Annotated in this window: 9 protein-coding genes and 2 pseudogenes; all 11 read right to left on the minus strand. The window is 74.6% G+C overall.

Annotated elements, in window-relative coordinates:
• Positions 1-150: 150 nt before the first annotated feature.
• Positions 151-3,099, minus strand: coding sequence for an EAL domain-containing protein (locus tag ABZ641_RS11455; RefSeq protein ID WP_359980984.1), 2,949 nt, complete (start codon positions 3,097-3,099; stop codon positions 151-153).
• 523 nt (positions 3,100-3,622) lie between these two features.
• Positions 3,623-6,652: an AAA family ATPase gene (locus ABZ641_RS11460; protein ID WP_359980977.1), complete on the minus strand. Its 3,030-nt coding sequence runs from the start codon at positions 6,650-6,652 to the stop codon at positions 3,623-3,625.
• 119 nt (positions 6,653-6,771) lie between these two features.
• On the minus strand, positions 6,772-6,963 hold the full coding sequence (locus tag ABZ641_RS11465) for a hypothetical protein (RefSeq protein WP_359980980.1): 192 nt from the start codon (positions 6,961-6,963) through the stop codon (positions 6,772-6,774).
• Between the two features lie 226 nt (positions 6,964-7,189).
• On the minus strand, positions 7,190-8,692 hold the full coding sequence (gatB, locus tag ABZ641_RS11470; protein ID WP_344622915.1) for an Asp-tRNA(Asn)/Glu-tRNA(Gln) amidotransferase subunit GatB: 1,503 nt from the start codon (positions 8,690-8,692) through the stop codon (positions 7,190-7,192).
• Positions 8,693-8,723: 31 nt separating this feature from the next.
• Complete coding sequence (locus tag ABZ641_RS11475) at positions 8,724-8,963, minus strand: hypothetical protein (RefSeq protein ID WP_344622914.1); 240 nt, start codon at positions 8,961-8,963, stop codon at positions 8,724-8,726.
• Positions 8,960-10,453: an Asp-tRNA(Asn)/Glu-tRNA(Gln) amidotransferase subunit GatA gene (gatA, locus tag ABZ641_RS11480; protein ID WP_344622913.1), complete on the minus strand. Its 1,494-nt coding sequence runs from the start codon at positions 10,451-10,453 to the stop codon at positions 8,960-8,962. Before gatA ends, ABZ641_RS11475 begins: the two co-directional genes overlap by 4 nt.
• A gap of 3 nt (positions 10,454-10,456) precedes the next feature.
• A complete protein-coding gene (gene gatC / locus ABZ641_RS11485; RefSeq protein ID WP_033820075.1) occupies positions 10,457-10,753 on the minus strand; it encodes an Asp-tRNA(Asn)/Glu-tRNA(Gln) amidotransferase subunit GatC in 297 nt (98 codons plus the stop codon).
• Positions 10,754-11,025: 272 nt separating this feature from the next.
• On the minus strand, positions 11,026-11,874 hold the full coding sequence (locus ABZ641_RS11490; RefSeq protein WP_344622912.1) for a hypothetical protein: 849 nt from the start codon (positions 11,872-11,874) through the stop codon (positions 11,026-11,028).
• Between the two features lie 197 nt (positions 11,875-12,071).
• Positions 12,072-13,730, minus strand: a pseudogene (locus tag ABZ641_RS11495) (bifunctional diguanylate cyclase/phosphodiesterase); the annotation flags it as partial.
• 358 nt (positions 13,731-14,088) lie between these two features.
• On the minus strand, positions 14,089-16,401 hold the full coding sequence (gene ligA, locus ABZ641_RS11500; protein ID WP_344622911.1) for an NAD-dependent DNA ligase LigA: 2,313 nt from the start codon (positions 16,399-16,401) through the stop codon (positions 14,089-14,091).
• An 18-nt stretch (positions 16,402-16,419) separates the two neighbouring features.
• Positions 16,420-16,692 (minus strand): annotated as a pseudogene (locus tag ABZ641_RS11505) (methionine synthase); the annotation flags it as partial.

Below are 16,692 nucleotides of genomic sequence, written 5' to 3' on the forward strand. Positions count from 1 at the left end.
ACAAAAAACCCCTCGTGCCCAGGGCATGCGAGGGGTGGCGCGTCGGTCTCTCTGATGTGGAGCACACGGGCCCACTCAGCCGACGCGCCCGCCAAGTACGAGAATTCGGGTGCGCATGGCACCGACCTTCCTCCCCCTCGACGGGGGGTGTCAAGCTGGTGGGACGGAGGTCTCACCATGCGGACCCCCGGACGGACCCCCCACGGTGTGGCGTTCCGGCAGGTCGGAGGGGGTGTGATGGTGCCCCGGCCGACCCGGCGCGGCCTCGGCCCGGCCACCCGCCCGGGTGTCCGCGGCGAGGTGCGGACGGCGCCCGGACGCCGACCCGGCCGGCCGCGGCACCGGGTACGAGCGGCGGGCCAGCGCCCGGCGCAGCCGCGGCTCGTCCAGCGGCGGCGCGAAGACCGGGCCCTGCGCCTGGCGGCAGCCGAGCTCCTGCAGCACCACGGCCTGCCGCGGGTGGTCCACCCCGTCGGCGGCGGTCACCAGGCCGAGGTCCCGGCCGAGCCGCAGCGCGTGCCCGACCAGCGCCCGGGCGAGGGCGGAGTCGGCGACCTCCTGGACGAGGCTGCGGTCGAGCCCGAGGGTGTCCAGCGGCAGCCGGGCCAGCGCCCCGAGCGAGCCGCCGCCCGCACCGAAGCCGCCGACCGCGGTGGACACCCCGAGGCGGCGCAGCGCGGAGAGCCTGCGGGCCACCTCGTCGGCGGTGCGGTCCGGGCCCGTCCTGGCCAGTTCGACCACCAGCAGCTCGGGGGGCAGGCCGCTCTCGCGCAGCGCGGCGGCGACCGTCTCGTACAGGCCGGGGGCGCAGATCCGCTCGGCGGTGAGCCGGACCCGGACGGGCACCGAGCCGGCCCGGTCGCGGCGGCGGGCGGCGGCCGCGGTGACCGCCTCCTGGAGCAGCCAGCGGGCGAACCGGGCGGCCGCGTCGCCGGGCTCGGCGGTGCGCAGGAACTCGGTGGGGGTGAGCAGCAGGCCCTGTGCGGAGCGCCAGCGGGGCTGGGCGTCGAGGCCGACGACCACGCCGGTGGCGAGGTCCACCACGGGCTGGTGGAGCAGGGTGAAGCCGCCCTCGCGGACGGCGGTGCGCAGCCGCGCCTCCAGTTCGCTGCGGCGCTCGACCTCGGCCCGCATGCCGGGCCGGTAGAGCACCACCCGGCCCTTGCCCCGGGACTTGGCGCGGTACATCGCGAGGTCGGCGTTGCGCATGAGCTCGTCGGTGGCGGCCTTGGGGTCGGGGCCGTGGCCGGGCGAGGCGAAGGCGATGCCGATGCTGGCGGCGACGCCGAGCTCCGCGCCGCCGATCCAGTACGGCTCGGAGAGCGCGGCGCGGACCCGCTCGGCGAGGTCGCGGACGCGCTCCGGGCCGAGCCGGCCGCAGACCAGCACGGCGAACTCGTCGCCGCCGAAGCGGGCCACGGTGTCGCCGGAGCGCACCGCGCGGCGCAGCCGGCCGGCGGCCTGGACGAGCAGTTCGTCGCCGGCCTGGTGGCCGACGGTGTCGTTGACGGCCTTGAAGCCGTCGAGGTCGAGGAAGAGGACGGCGACGCCGTCCCGGTCGCCCGCCCGGCCGTCCGAACCGCCCGCGCCCGAACCGCCCGAGCCCGGGCCTCCGGGGCCGGGGGCGCCGTCGGAACCGCCGGCCCCCAGGGCCGCGCCGAGCCGCTGGACGAACAGCGCCCGGTTGGGCAGGTCGGTGAGCGGGTCGTGGAAGGCGTTGTGCTGCAGCTGGGCCTGGAGGGCGACCCGCTCGGTGACGTCGCGGCTGTTGAGGATCAGTCCGTCGCGGTGCCGGTTGAGGGTGGACTCCACGTGCAGCCACTCGCCGGTGCCGGAGCGGATGCGGCACTCGACCCGGGCGGAGGGCTCGGTGCTCTCGGCGAGGCCGGGCAGGTGGCTGCGGGCGAGGAAGCGGCGGACCTCGCGGAGCACCCGTTCGACGTCCTCGGGGTGGACCAGGTCGAGCAGGTTGCCGCCGACCAGGTCCTCCGGGTCGCGGGAGTACACGCCGAGGGCGGCGGGGCTGACGTAGGACAGCTCGCCGTCGGCGGCGGCGATCATGATGACGTCGCTGGAGCCCTGCACCAGGGAGCGGAAGTGCGCCTCCTTGTGGGCGAGCTCCTGGGCGAGCGAGAGGTTGTCGAGCAGCATCACGCCCTGCCGCACGATCAGCGCGAGGCCGACGGTGCAGGCGGCGGCCAGTACCACCCGGTCGACGGGGTGGCCGTCGCCGAGGGCGTTGTAGAGGATGCCGGCGGTGCAGACGGCGGCCGCGGCGTACGGGGTGAGCGCGCTGAAGGTGGAGGCGACCCGGCGCCGGGGCAGGCCGCCGGCCGAGGGGTGCTCGCGGGAGGAGCGGCGGGCGTCCGGGGACCACGGGGCCCAGGCGAGCAGCAGACTGCCGGCGAACCAGCCGGCGTCGAGCAGTTCGCCGGAGTGGTAGCTGTTGCGCAGTTCGGGGGCGGTGAACAGGGCGTCGCAGACCACGGTGACGGCGAGCGCGAGCATCGCGGTGTGGACGGCCGCCCGGTTGCCGTCCCGGCGCCGGAAGCGCAGCCCGACGACCAGGCTGACCAGCAGGATGTCCATCACCGGGTAGGCGAGGGCGAGCGCGACCTCCATCGGGTCGCCGGACTGGCCCTGGGCGGTGCGGCCGAGCGCGAGGCTCCAGCTGAGGGTGAACAGCGAGCCGGCGACCAGCCAGCCGTCCAGCAGCAGGCAGAACCAGCCGGCCAAGGTGCGCGGGCGCTGGGCGAGCACCAGCAGGCCGGTGATGGCGAGCGGGGCGAACAGCAGGAAGGCGTAGTCGGCGGGCGAGTCCTGCGGCAGCGGGGTGCGCAGCACGACCTCGTACCAGCCCCAGGCGCCGTTGCCGAAGGCGACCACGGCGGAGGCCAGGCCGAAGAGCAGCCAGGCGGACCGGGCCGGGCCGCCGACCCGGAAGCCGTGCACCAGACAGGAGAGGGCGGCCGCGGCGGCGGCCGCGGCGAGGCCGAAGTCACCCATGACCAGGGAGACTTCGCGGGAGCCCCAGCCGAGGGCGGCGCCGGTGGTGTAGCCGGCGCCGAGCAGGACGAGCAGGACGGCCGGGACCCCGATGCGGCGCGCGGGCCGACCGGGCCGGCCGGGTCTCGCGGAGCGGCGGCCTCGGACGGTGCGGCAGAGGCGTGCGCGGGAGCGCGGAGCGGGCGCGGAGCTCGATCCGGCAGCCGCCCCGGAGGCCGGTGCGGGGGCCGGGACCTCGGCGGGCAGCACCGCATCGGTGGAGTTCACTCGACATCTCCCCCTCCGGCCCGGGGCTCGTCCGTGCCCGGACCACGGCTGTGCGGCGGCGCGGCCGCGCGATCTGACGCCACGTCAACATCATGTCGCGGGGGGCCCGTTCCGCTCTGCCGTACCGGTGTTCCCGCTCGGGACACTACACCACTGCCGTCACTCAACGGCACGTGCATTCAACTTAGAGTAATGAGCGGACGCCCGGCGGCAGCGCTGGTCCAGTCCTTCCGGTGGGTGTCGGCGGCGCACGGTCGAGGGGCGCGCGCTCACACGCGCCCCTCGCGCCCCCCGTTCGGCCGATCCTCCGTCAGCCGCGCCGACGGGCCCCGGGCCTCTCCTCCGGGACCTACACGGCCGTCTCCGCCTCGAAGAGCCGCAGCCGGTGGGCGACCGCCGCCGCCTCGCCGCGGCCGCTCACGCCGAGCTTGGCGAGGATGTTGGAGACGTGCACGCTGGCGGTCTTCGGCGAGATGTACAGCTCCTCGGCGATCTGCCGGTTGGTGCGGCCGAGGGTGAGCAGCCGCAGCACGTCCCGCTCGCGCGGGGTGAGGCCGAGTTCCGGCCCGTCGTCGGCGGCGGTCCGTGCGCCGTCTCGGGCCTCGGCCCGCTCGGCGGTCAGCCGGGCGCGCCCGGCCAGGTGCGCGACCTCCGACTCCAGGTACCGGTCGCCGCTCGCCCTGGCGGTGTCGGCGGCCTCCTCCAGCAGGGCGCGCGCCTCGTCCCGGCGGCCCGCCGCGGCCGCGCTCTCGGCGGCCCGCAGCAGGGCCAGCGCCAGCGGGCCGGGCAGGCCCACCGGGCGCAGCAGCCCGATCGCCTCGGCCCAGTGCCGGCGGGCGTCGCGGCCCTCGGCGCGGGCGAGCTCGCCGTCCAGCAGGCGCACCCAGGCCCGATGCAGCGGGACCTGCGGTTCGAGCCGGGCGGCGGCCTCCGCGATCCGCCGCAGCACCACCGGGCGGCCGAGGTCGGCGGCGGGCAGGCCGTGCGAGTCGGCCTCCGCGCCGGCGCCGTGCACGAGCAGCGGCAGCATCAGCGCCTCGTGGCCGGTGGTGAGCTCGATGTCGAGCGTGGCGAGCAGTTCCGACCGGGCGGCGAGCGGCCTGCCCTGCCGGGCGTGGATCCGCACCGCGAGCATCGCGGAGGGCAGGACGTTCTGCGGCTGGCGGGCGAGGTCCGCCGCGCGGGCCCGCCGGTTGAGCTCCGCGGCGGAGTCCAGGTCGCCCGCCAGGAAGCTGAGCTCGCCGCGGAGCCGGTCGAGGAACTCGTGGTACGGGTCGAGCGGCGGCCCGTACTCCCAGGCGTCGAGGGTCGCGGCGGCCTCGGCGCAGCGGCCGAGGGCGGTGAGCGCCTCCACCAGGTTGCCGGTGAGGCAGCCGCCGGCGGTGCCGAGCAGGCCGGTGCGGCCGGCGACCTGGAGGCCCTCGCGGGCGCGGTCCAGGGCCTCCGCGGAGCGGCCGAGGCTCTGCATCAGGCAGGACAGGTTGTTGAGGCCGCGGCAGAGCACGTCGGCGGCGCCGAGTTCGCGGGCCCGGCCGATGGCGTCGGTGAGCAGGGCGATGGCGCGTTCCGGCTCGCCGAACTCGCTGTAGAGGCCCGCCAGGGTGATCCGGGCGTGCTGTTCGACGGCGTCGGCGCCGACCTCGCGGGCGATCCCGGCGGCCTGTTCGGCGACGGCCATGTGGGAGCGGTCGGGGTGGCCCAGCATGCCCTGGGCGGCCTCCATCGCCAGCACCTCGGCCTGGACGGCGGACGGGCCGAGTCCGGACACCAGCCGGTAGGCGTACTGGATCTCGCCGCCGTCGGGGCGTTCCAGGTGCCCGCAGGTCTTGGCGAGCTGCACCCGGAACCACGCCGCGCGGGCGGGTTCGGTGTCCTCGTCGAGCAGGTCCAGGGCGCGCCGCACGAGCGTGACCGCGCGGTCCCAGTCGCCGCTGCGGCGGGCCGCGACGACGGCCTCCGCCAGCACGTCGACCAGTTGCAGCCCGGCGCAGCCGGGCTCGTGCGCCTCGCCGGTGCAGCCGCAGGAGGGGTAGGTCTCGGTCCGGTCGTAGGGGCGGACGGGGGTGCTGCGGACGCCGTCCGGCACCTCGTCCCACAGTTCCAGGACGCGTTCCAGCATGCGCAGCTGCTCGGCGAAGGCGTTGCGGCGGCGGGCCTGCAGGGCGGCCTCCAGGGCGGTGGGCAGCGCCCGGTCCGCCTCGTGCGCGTGGTACCAGTAGTTGGCCAGCCGGGCCGCGCAGGCCTCGCCGCGGACGAGCCCGGGGTCGGCCTCCAGGACGGCGGCGAAGCGGCGGTTGATGCGGTGCCGTTCGCCGGGCAGCAGGTCGTCGGAGACGGCCTCGCGGACGAGGGCGTGCCGGAAGCAGTAGCCGTCGCCGTCGGTGTCGGGGCGCAGCACGCCGGCGCCGACGGCGGTGCGCAGCGCCTCGATCAGCGCCTCCTCGGGGTCGTCGAGGACGGCGGCCAGCAGGTCGTGCTCGACCCGGGTGCCGCCCTCGGCGGCGATCCGCAGGATCTGCTGGGTGTGGTCGGGCAGGGTCTCCACCCGGACGAGCAGGATGTCGCGGAGGCTGTCCGGGATGCCGGCGGTGCAGCCCTCGCGGGCGGCGGAGGCGAGCTGCTCGACGAAGAACGGGTTGCCCTCGGCACGGCGGTGGATGCGGTCCACCAGGACCCGGTCGGGCGAGGCGACGCCGAGGATGCCGGCCAGCTGGGCGGCGGTCTCGGCCGGCCCGAAGCGTTCCAGTTCCAGCCGCTGGGCGGTACGCAGCCGTTCCAGTTCGGCCAGGTACGGGCGGAGCGGGTGGCGGCGGTGCAGGTCGTCGCTGCGGTAGGTGGCGAGGACGAGCACCCGGGCGCGGTGCAGGGTGCGGATCAGGTAGGCGAGCAGGTCGCGGGTGGAGCGGTCGGACCAGTGCAGGTCCTCGACGACCAGGACGAGCGTGCGGTCCTCGGCGAGCCGCTCGATCAGCCGGGTGGTGTGGTCGAAGAGCCGGGCGCGGCCGAACTCGTCGTTGGAGCCGGCGTCCGCCTCGCCGAACTCCGGCAGCAGCCGGGCGAGGTGGCCCTCCATGCCGGCCGCGGCCTGTTCGAAGGCGGGGCCGAGTTCGCTGTGCAGCCGGCGCAGCGCGGTGGCCAGCGGGCCGTAGGGCAGGCCCTCGGCACCGACCTCCAGGCAGCCGCCGACCGCGGCGACGGCGGACGGTGCGCCGACGCCGTACAGGAACTCCTCCACCAGGCGGGTCTTGCCGATGCCGGCCTCGCCGCCGACGAGGACGGCCTGGGGCTCGCCCGCTGCGGCCCGGGCCAGCGCGGTGGCGAGGAGCTCGGTCTCACGGCCGCGGCCGACGAAGACAGGGCTGACCGCAATCTGCTCCATGCTGGCGAGCATGGCACAGGATTCGGACACGAACTGAGATGCGGTCCCAGGGAGTGGACGGCCGACGGGGAGGGCGCCGTGGGCGTCCTCCCCCGCGCGGTCCCCGGGGCCGCCCGACATCAGCATCCGGCCGGTCCGGCGGTGCGCAGCGGCGCGGCCACGGGGGCGGCGTGCCGCAGGCTCCGGGCGAACCGGCGCAGTCTGCCGGCCCGCGGTCCGCCGGCCCGTACGGCTTCGTGTGCCAGCCGCTCGATCCCGGCCCGGTGCTCGAGTTCCCGCTGGCGCTGCAGGAAGAGCTCGTACTCCATCACGGCGGTTCACCTCGTTCTGTCCCGGTTCTGTCGTCCTGGTACCGAGACTCCTCTCCGAGGGGGGCCGGGCACATCGGGAGGCTGCCGGATCTTCCGGGGCCGCCGGGCTCAGACGCCGGGCCCCGGGAACGCAGCAGGCCCGTGCCGGCCCCTTAGTCGGGGCGGGCACGGGCCTGGGGCCGCTCCGAGGTACCTAGGGGTACCTCAGAGCGGGCCGGGCAGGTCCTCAGGCGCCGAGGCGCTCCAGGATGAGGTCCTTGACGCGGGCGGCGTCGGCCTGGCCGCGGGTGGCCTTCATGACGGCGCCGACCAGGGCGCCGACGGCCTGCACCTTGCCGTCGCGGATCTTCGCGGCGACGTCCGGGTTGTCGGCGATCGCCTGGTCGACGGCGGCGCCGAGCGCGGAGTCGTCCGAGACCACGGCGAGGCCGCGCTTGCCGACGACCTCGTCCGGCTCGCCCTCGCCGGCCAGCACGCCCTCGATGACCTGGCGGGCCAGCTTGTCGTTGAGCTTGCCCTCGGCGACGAGCGCGCAGACCCGGGCCACCTGGGCCGGGGTGATCGGCTGGTCGGCGAGCTCGGTGCCGGTCTCGTTGGCGCGCCGGGCGAGCTCGCCCAGCCACCACTTGCGGGCCTGGTCGGCGGGGGCGCCGGCGGCCACGGTCTCCAGGATCGGCTCGACGGCGCCGGCGTTCAGCACCGCCTGCATGTCCTTGTCGGACAGGCCCCACTCGGCCTGCAGCCGGGCCCGGCGGACCCGCGGCAGCTCGGGCAGTGCGGCCCGCAGCTCCTCGACCCACTCCCGGGAGGGCGCGATCGGCACCAGGTCGGGCTCGGGGAAGTAGCGGTAGTCCTCCGCCTCCTCCTTGATCCGGCCCGAGGTGGTGCTGCCGTTCTCCTCGTGGAAGTGGCGGGTCTCCTGGACGATGGTGCCGCCGTCCTGCAGGACGGTGGCGTGCCGCTGGATCTCGAACCGGGCGGCCCGCTCGACGCTGCGCAGCGAGTTGACGTTCTTGGTCTCGCTGCGGGTGCCGAACTTCTCCCGGCCGATCGGGCGCAGCGACAGGTTGACGTCGCAGCGCATCTGGCCCTTGTCCATCCGGGCCTCGGAGACGCCGAGGGTGCGGATGAGCTCGCGCAGCTCGGTGACGTACGCCTTGGCGACCTCGGGGGCGCGCTCGCCGGCGCCGACGATCGGCTTGGTGACGATCTCGATCAGCGGGATGCCGGCCCGGTTGTAGTCGAGCAGCGAGTACTCGGCGCCGTGGATGCGGCCGGTGGCACCGCCGACGTGGGTCGACTTGCCGGTGTCCTCCTCCATGTGGGCGCGCTCGATCTCCACGCGGAAGACCTCGCCGTCCTCCAGCTGCACGTCGAGGTAGCCGTTGAAGGCGATCGGCTCGTCGTACTGGGAGGTCTGGAAGTTCTTCGGCATGTCCGGGTAGAAGTAGTTCTTCCGGGCGAACCGGCACCACTCGGCGATCTCGCAGTTGAGGGCGAGGCCGATGCGGATCGCCGACTCCACGCCGATCCGGTTGACGACCGGCAGCGAGCCGGGCAGGCCGAGGCAGGTGGGGCAGGTCTGGGTGTTCGGCTCGGCACCGAGCTCGGTCGAGCACCCGCAGAACATCTTGGTCCTGGTACCCAGCTCGACGTGGACCTCAAGGCCCATCACCGGGTCGTACGAGGCCAGCGCGTCCTCGTACGAGACCAGACTGATGACGCTCACAGCGTTTCCTTCACTTCTTCTTCGAGGTCCGTCAGCCGAGCAGCACGTCGTCGTCGCCGAGCTGGCGGAGCTCGCGGACGAGGAGCGCGGTGCCGGTGATCAGGGCGGCGGCGCCGACCAGGGCGTTGATCAGCTTGAGCGTGTCGTTCTCGGTCCGGGCCTTCTTGACGTCCTTGGCGATGGTGACCGCCCCGAACGCGCTGGTGCCGATGGACAGCCACAGGCCGGGCCTGCTGTGCTTGAAGCCCTTGGCCTTCTCGATCCTGCTCACAGTGCCGGTGCCTCCTCCAGCAGGGGGTGTCCCCACTTCTCGTTGAGTGCGGCCTCGACGGCGCCGCCCACGCGGTACAGGCGGTCGTCCGCCATCGCGGGGGCGATGATCTGCAGGCCGACCGGGAGATTGTCCTCCGGGGCCAGGCCGCAGGGCAGCGACATGGCCGCGTTGCCCGCCAGGTTCGACGGGATGGTGCACAGGTCCGCCAGGTACATCGCCATCGGGTCGTCGGCGCGCTCGCCGATCGGGAAGGCGGTGGTCGGGGTGGTCGGGGAGACCAGCACGTCGACCCCGGCGAAGGCGGCGTCGAAGTCCCGCGAGATCAGCGTGCGGACCTTCTGCGCCGAGCCGTAGTAGGCGTCGTAGTAGCCCGAGGAGAGGGCGTAGGTGCCGAGCATGATGCGGCGCTTGACCTCGGGGCCGAAGCCGGCCTCGCGGGTGAGGGCGGTGACCTCCTCGGCGCTGCGGCTGCCGTCGTCGCCGACCCGCAGGCCGTAGCGCATGGCGTCGAAGCGGGCCAGGTTGGAGGAGGCCTCGCTCGGCGCGATCAGGTAGTACGCGGGCAGCGCCAGGGTGAACGACGGGCAGGACACCTCGACGACCTCGGCACCGAGCTCGCGGAGCAGCTCGACCGACTCCTCGAAGCGCTGCATCACGCCGGCCTGGTAGCCCTCGCCGGCGAACTCCTTGACGACGCCGATCCGCATGCCGCGGACGTCGCGCATCCGCGCCGCCTCGACCACGGCCGGGACGGGCGCGTCGACGGAGGTGGAGTCCAGCGGGTCGTGGCCGGCGATGGCCTCGTGCAGCAGCGCCGCGTCCAGCACGGTGCGGGCGCACGGGCCGCCCTGGTCGAGCGAGGAGGAGAAGGCGACCAGGCCGAAGCGGGACACCGAGCCGTAGGTCGGCTTGACGCCGACGGTGCCGGTGACGGCGCCGGGCTGGCGGATCGAACCGCCGGTGTCGGTGCCGATGGCCAGCGGCGCCTCGTAGGCGGCCAGCGCGGCCGCGGAACCGCCGCCGGAGCCGCCGGGGATCCGGGAGAGGTCCCACGGGTTGCCGGTCGGGCCGTAGGCCGAGTTCTCGGTGGAGGAGCCCATCGCGAACTCGTCCATGTTGGTCTTGCCGAGGATGACGACGCCGGCGTCCTTCAGACGGGCCGTCAGCGTGGCGTCGTACGGCGGGATCCAGCCTTCGAGGATCTTCGAGCCGCAGGTGGTCGGAACGCCCTTGGTGGTGAAGACGTCCTTGAGCGCGAGCGGGACGCCGGCCAGCGGGCCGAGCTCCTCGCCGCGGGCGCGCTTGTCGTCGACGGCGCGGGCGGCCTTCAGCGCGCCCTCGGTGTCGACGTGCAGGAAGGCGTTGACCTTCTTGTCGACGGCCTCGATCCGGTCCAGGTGGGCCTGCGCGACCTCGACGGCCGAGACCTCGCCGGCGGAGACGGCGGCGGCGGTCTGCGCGGCCGTGTACTTGATCAGCTCGGTCATCGGTCAGTCCTCCCCGAGGATCTGGGGCACACGGAAACGCTGCTCCTCGCTCGCCGGGGCGCCGGACAGCGCCTGCTCGGGGGTGAGCGACGGCCGCACCTCGTCCGCGCGCATGACGTTGGTCAGCGGCAGCGGGTGGGAGGTCGGCGGGACGTCCTGTCCGGCGACCTCGGAAACGCGGGCGACCGCGCCGATGATCACGTCGAGCTGCTCGGCGAAGTGGTCCAGCTCTTCGGCCTGCAATTCGAGACGCGACAGCCGAGCGAGGTGGGCGACCTCCTCGCGCGTGATGCCAGGCATGCAGCGATCCTCAGGTTCGGGTTCGGGTGAGACCGGGTGCTTGCCCGTCCTCTTGGTCTAAGGACACATCCTATGGCGCGCGCCGCCTCCCCCGGCGCCGCACGGGCCCGGGCGCACCACCGGGAGGGGTCCCCGACCGCCCGCCGGCGGCGAGAGCGACGAGGGAGGGAGCGACGGAGGAGCGACGGAACGTGGGGGCACCTCCCGGCCGTCAGGCCGGGGGAGAGCGTCGGCGCCGGGCCAGGAGGGCCCGGAGGCGAGCGGGCGAGTACTCAGAGCGACATCGTGGAGGGGTCGGTGGGTGCGTCGCTGTCGCCGTTCAGCCGGTCGAGGTCGATGGTGTCGGAGGGGGCGGGCGTCTCGGTCGGCACCGGCGTGCCGAACTCCTTGAGCTCGACCCGGCCGGTCTCCTCGCCGCCGGTGCGCTCCATCCTCAGCGGGTACGGGCGGCCGCGGGTGGCCACCGTGAGGGTGCTGGTCGCCCCGCCGGCGGTGCCGGTGACGGGGACGGCCGGGGTGCCGTCGACGGTGACGGGCTTTCCGACGGCGAGTCCCCCGGGGGTCTGCTCGACCAGGGCGCTGCCGAGGGCGTCGAGGTCGCAGACGGTGCCGATCTCGGAGAAGTCGGTGTTGTCGGTGGTGGTCTTCAGGTACTTGTCGCCGACCAGGTCCTCGGTGGCGGCGCCGCCGTGGGTGCGCCAGAACACCTCGTCGGGCTTGACCCACAGCTGCGTGCCGAGCTTGACCAGGCGGAAGGTGCCCTGGCCGCTGAGGCCCATGGTGCCCGCGCAGTTGCCGGCGGTGTCGGCGGACAGGTCGAAGGTAACGGTCTGCCCCTGGCTGCTGCCGCGGCCGGTGATCCGGACGGAGCCGGCCTCCTTGAGTGCGGCCACCGAGCGCTGCACGATCTCGGCCCCCGCGAGGGCGGCGACGCCGTTCTCCGGCTGGGCGGAGGCGGGCGAGGCCGCAGCCGAGGAGCGCGCCGCGGTGCCGCTGCCCGAGCTGCCCGGGGCCGCGCCCGGCGCCCCGCCCGCACCGGTACCGGCGCAACCGGCGGCACCGGCCAGCAGGACGAGGCCGGCCAGGACGGCGGGCGTCCGCGCCGTCCGCTGCTCGCTCACGGCTGTCTCCTTCGACGGTCCGGTGTGTGCTCAGAGGGTCACACTCAACCGGAACCACCGCATCCGCAACAAGGGCAGCGTGCGAAGGGACCGCAGCACGGCGCCGCTGCGCCCGGCGGCCGTTCCGGGCCGGGCACGCGTCTGCCCCCGGACGTCCTGCGCACACCCCCGGGCCGCCCGCGGCGCGCGGGCGGCCGCTACTGCTGGGTCGTCGGGGCGGGCAGCGGGGCGCTCGGCGCCGGCAGCTCCGCCTGCGCCTGGACGGTCGGCAGCGAGCGCGGCTGCGGGACGGGCGGGGCCAGCGGCTGTTGCGGGGCGAGCCGCTCGACCCGGGCGGTACCGGTCTGCCGCACCATCAGCCAGGCGGTCGCCTGGTCGGCGGGCAGCGCGGCGGAGACCAGCCAGCCCTGCACGGCGTCGACGCCCATGCCGTGCAGCCGCTCCCAGGTCTCGTCGTCCTCGACGCCCTCGGCGACCACGGTCAGCCCGAGCGAGTGGGCGAGCTCGACCGAGCAGCGCACCACCGCGGCGTCGTGGTCGTCGGCGACCATCCGGGAGACGAAGGAGCGGTCGATCTTCAGCTCGCCGACCGGCAGGCTGCGCAGCCGGGCCATCGAGGAGTGCCCGGTGCCGAAGTCGTCCAGGGACATGCCGACGCCGTAGCGGCGCAGTTCGGCCAGGGTGTCGGCGGCGCGCCGGGAGTCGTCGAGCAGCAGGCGCTCGGTGATCTCCAGCTGGAGGGCGTGGGCGGGCACCCGGTGCCGGGTGAGGTGGCCGGCGACCCGGGTGGCGAAGCCGGGGTTGAGGACGTCCCGCGGTGAGACGTTGACCGCGACGGGCACCTGCAGCCCCTGGTCGCGCCAGGCGGCGAGCTGGCCGACCGCCGCCTCCAGCACGTAGTCGGTGAGCCGCGGCATCAGACCGCTGGACTCGGCGAGGCCGATGAACTCGTCCGGGGGGACGCGGCCCTGGCCGGGCCGCTCCCAGCGCAGCAGCGCCTCCAGGCCGACCACCCGGCCGTCGAAGGCGACCTTCGGCTGGTAGTGCAGCTGCACCTCGCCGGTCTCCAGGGCGCGCCGCAGGTCGCCGAGCAGGCCGATCCGGTACGGGGTGTCGGTGTCCTGGGCCTCGTGGTAGACCTCGACGCCGCTGCGGCCGCGCTGGGCGTGGCCCATGGCGACGTCGGCCCGGCGCAGAAGCGATTCGGCGTCCCGGGCGTGCGCCGGGTAGACGCAGACGCCTGCACTGGCCTCCAGGACGAGCAGCAGGCCGTCCAGCCGGATCGGGGCGGCCAGTTCGGCGATCAGCGCCTTGGCGATCCGCTCCAGGGTCTCCGGGCGGCCGACGCCCGGCAGCAGGACGGCGAACTCGTCGCCGCCCATCCGGGCCACCACCGGCCGGCCGCCGCGGTGCAGCGGGGAGGGCAGGGCCGCGGCCACCTCGTCGGGCGTGGTGCGGGCGGGGTCGGCGGACGGCCGGGAATGGCCGGTCCGCAGCGCCCGGTGCAGCCTGCGGGCGATGTGCACCAGCAGCCGGTCGCCGGCGGTGTGGCCGAGGGCGTCGTTGAGCGACCGGAACCTGTCCAGGTCGAGCAGCACGATGCCGACGCTGTAGTCCTCCTCGCCGTCGTGCCGGGCGATGGCGTCCTGGGCGGCGAGGAGCAGGGCCTGACGGTTCGGCAGGTCGGTCAGCGGGTCGGTGAGCTGGTCCCGGGCCCGGTCGCGGGCGATCCGCCAGGCGGCGACCAGCACCGCCAGCGGGACGGCGAACAGCGGCAGCAGCTCCGGTTCGTACCGGTAGACCAGCACGGCCAGCGGGATGAGCGGCGCGGCCCCGGCCAACAGCACGCCGAGCAGCAGGACCGCCCCTGCCATCCCCTGCGGCGGGCGTGTGGGCGCGCCGCCGGTCGTACGATCCATATGCCCTGTCCTCCGTCGGGCCCGCCCCGTCAGGCCGCCTTACGGTGAGGCACCGTGCGGTGCCGGTGGACGTCAGGTACAGGGGTGCCCCACGAGCGGCGGCCGGAGCCGCCGCCATTCACCCCTGCTGACACTCTGTTGCGCCAAGGGTAAGCCGGAGTCCGCCGACAGGGCGGACTTTCGGACAACCCCGGGCGCGCCACCGGCAGACCGATGCCGGACAGTGACACAATGCCCGGTTTCCGGCCGGCACACCCCGTGACGCGGTGTCAGGACGATAACAGGATCGGGCCGGTCAGCCCTCGGCGGACCGCTCCGCGGATTCCTCGGCCGGGCCCTCGGCGGCCTTCTCCGTAGGCTGCTCCCCGGTGTCCAGGCCCAGGTGCGCCCGGGCCGCGTCGGCGCCCTGCTCCAGCAGCACGGCGAACCCGGCGTCGTCCAGGACGGGCACGCCCAGCTGCACGGCCTTGTCGTACTTGGAGCCGGGGTTGTCGCCGACCACCACGAAGTGCGTCTTCTTGGAGACCGAGCCGGTCACCTTGGCCCCGCGCGAGGTCAGCGCCTCCTTGGCGCCGTCCCGGGTGTGGCCGGCCAGGGTGCCGGTGACGACCACGGTCAGACCCTCCAGCGGCCGCTCGCCCTCGTCCTCGGCGCCGGCCTCGGTGAACCGCACGCCGGCGGCCCGCCACTTCTCCACGATCTCCCGGTGCCACTCCTCGGCGTACCACTCCTTGACCGCCCGGGCGATGATCGGGCCGACGCCCTCGGCGGCGGCCAGCTCCTCCTCGGTGGCGGCGAAGATCCGGTCCAGGTCGCGGAACTCGCGGGCCAGCGCCTGCGCGGCGACCGGGCCGACGTGCCGGATCGACAGGCCGTTCAGGTACCGCCACAGCGGGCGGTCCTTGGCCGCGGCGAGGTTCTCGATCAGCACGGACAGCGACTTCTTCGGCTCGCCCTTGGTGGTGGCGAAGAAGGTCACCACCTTCTCCTCGCCGGTGCGGTCGTCCGGCTTGGGCATGCCGGTCTTGGGGTCGCGCACCAGCACCTTGATCGGCAGCAGCTGCTCCTCGGTGAGGCCGAAGATGTCCCCCTCGTTCTTGACAGGCGGCTCCGCGGGCTCCAGCGGCTGGGTCAGCGCGGTGGCGGCGACGTAGCCGAGGCCCTCGACGTCCAGCGACTCGCGGCCGCCGAGGTACGCCAGGCGCTCGCGCACCTGAGCCGGGCAGTACCGGGCGTTGGGGCAGCGCAGGTCGATGTCGCCCTCGGACATCGGACGCAGCTCGGTGCCGCACTCGTGGCAGTGCGTCGGCATCACGAACTCCTGCTCGGTGCCGTCCCGCAGGTCCTCGACCGGGCCGAGGATCTCCGGGATCACGTCGCCGGCCTTGCGCAGCACCACGGTGTCGCCCAGCAGGACGCCCTTGGCCTTGACGACCTGCTGGTTGTGCAGGGTCGCGTACTGGACCATCGAGCCGGCCACCTTCACCGGCTCGGCCATGACCGCGTACGGGGTGGCCCGGCCGGTGCGGCCGATGCCGATCTTGATGCTGGCGAGCTTGGCGGTGACCTCCTCCGGCGGGTACTTCCAGGCGATCGCCCACCGCGGGGACGAGGAGGTGGCGCCGAGCCGGCCCTGCAGCGGGATCTCGTCGACCTTGACCACCACGCCGTCGATCTCGTGCTCGACGGAGTGCCGCTGCTCGCCGTACTGCTTGATGAAGGCGCGGACCTCGTCGAGGGTGCCGACCACCCGGTTGTGCCGGGCGGTCGGCAGGCCCCATCCGCGCAGCAGGTCGTAGGCGTGCGACTGGCAGTCGATGTCGAAGCCGACCCGGGCGCCGATGCCGTGCACCACCATGTGCAGCGGGCGGGAGGCGGTGACCAGCGGGTCCTTCATGCGCAGCGAGCCGGCGGCGGCGTTGCGCGGGTTCATGAACAGCCGGACCATCGCGCGCGGCCGTCTGCCCTCCTTGGCCCGCTCCTCGTTCTCCAGGCGGCGGCGCTCGTTCTCGGCGGCGAAGGAGGCGTTCAGCGCCTCGAAGGCCTCCGTCGGGAAGTACACCTCGCCGCGGATCTCCACCAGCTCGGGGACGTTGTCGCCCTGCAGCCGGTGCGGGATCTCCTTGATGGTACGCACGTTGGCGGTGATGTCCTCGCCGACCCGACCGTCGCCGCGGGTCGCGGCCAGCACCAGCTCGCCGCGCTCGTAGGTGAGGTTGACGGCCAGTCCGTCCACCTTGAGCTCGCACAGGTAGTGGTAGTCGAGGCCGGAAAGCTCGCGGGCGACGCGCTCGGCCCAGGCGGCGAGCTCCTCGTCGTCCATCGCGTTGTCGAGGCTGAGCAGGCGCTCCCGGTGCTCCACCGAGGCGAAGCCCTCGGCGACGGCGCCGCCCACCTTCTGGGTGGGCGACTCGGGCGTGCGGAGCACGGGGTGGTCGGCCTCGATCGCCTGCAGTTCGCGCATCAGGGCGTCGAACTCGGCGTCGCTGACGACCGGCGCGTCCTGCTCGTAGTAGCGGGCGCGGTGGTCCTCCACCTCGGCCGCCAGCTCGGCGTGCCGCCTGCGGACCTCCGCGGGAACGTCCTCCCAGCCCTCGACCGCCGCCACCGTGCGCCTCCTACCGTCTCACTCCGGGTTGTCCGCCAGGCTCTGCGCGGCCCTGGCGCTGTACGTCAGCGCCCGGCGCGCGTACGCGGGGGACGCCCCCGCCAGCCCGCAGGTCGGTGTCACCACCACGCGGCGGGCCAGCAGCTCGGGGCCGAACCCGAGCCTCTTCCACAGCGTCCTGACACCCTGGACACTACCGGCCGGGTCCGACACAGCCGTGTCGGTGGAGGGCACGACACCGGCGAGGATCACCGTGCCCGCCTCGACGGCCTCGCCGAGGTCGTCGTCCTC

Origin of the sequence: Kitasatospora sp. NPDC007106, from assembly GCF_040634455.1 — a bacterium.
GTDB lineage: Bacteria > Actinomycetota > Actinomycetes > Streptomycetales > Streptomycetaceae > Kitasatospora > Kitasatospora arboriphila.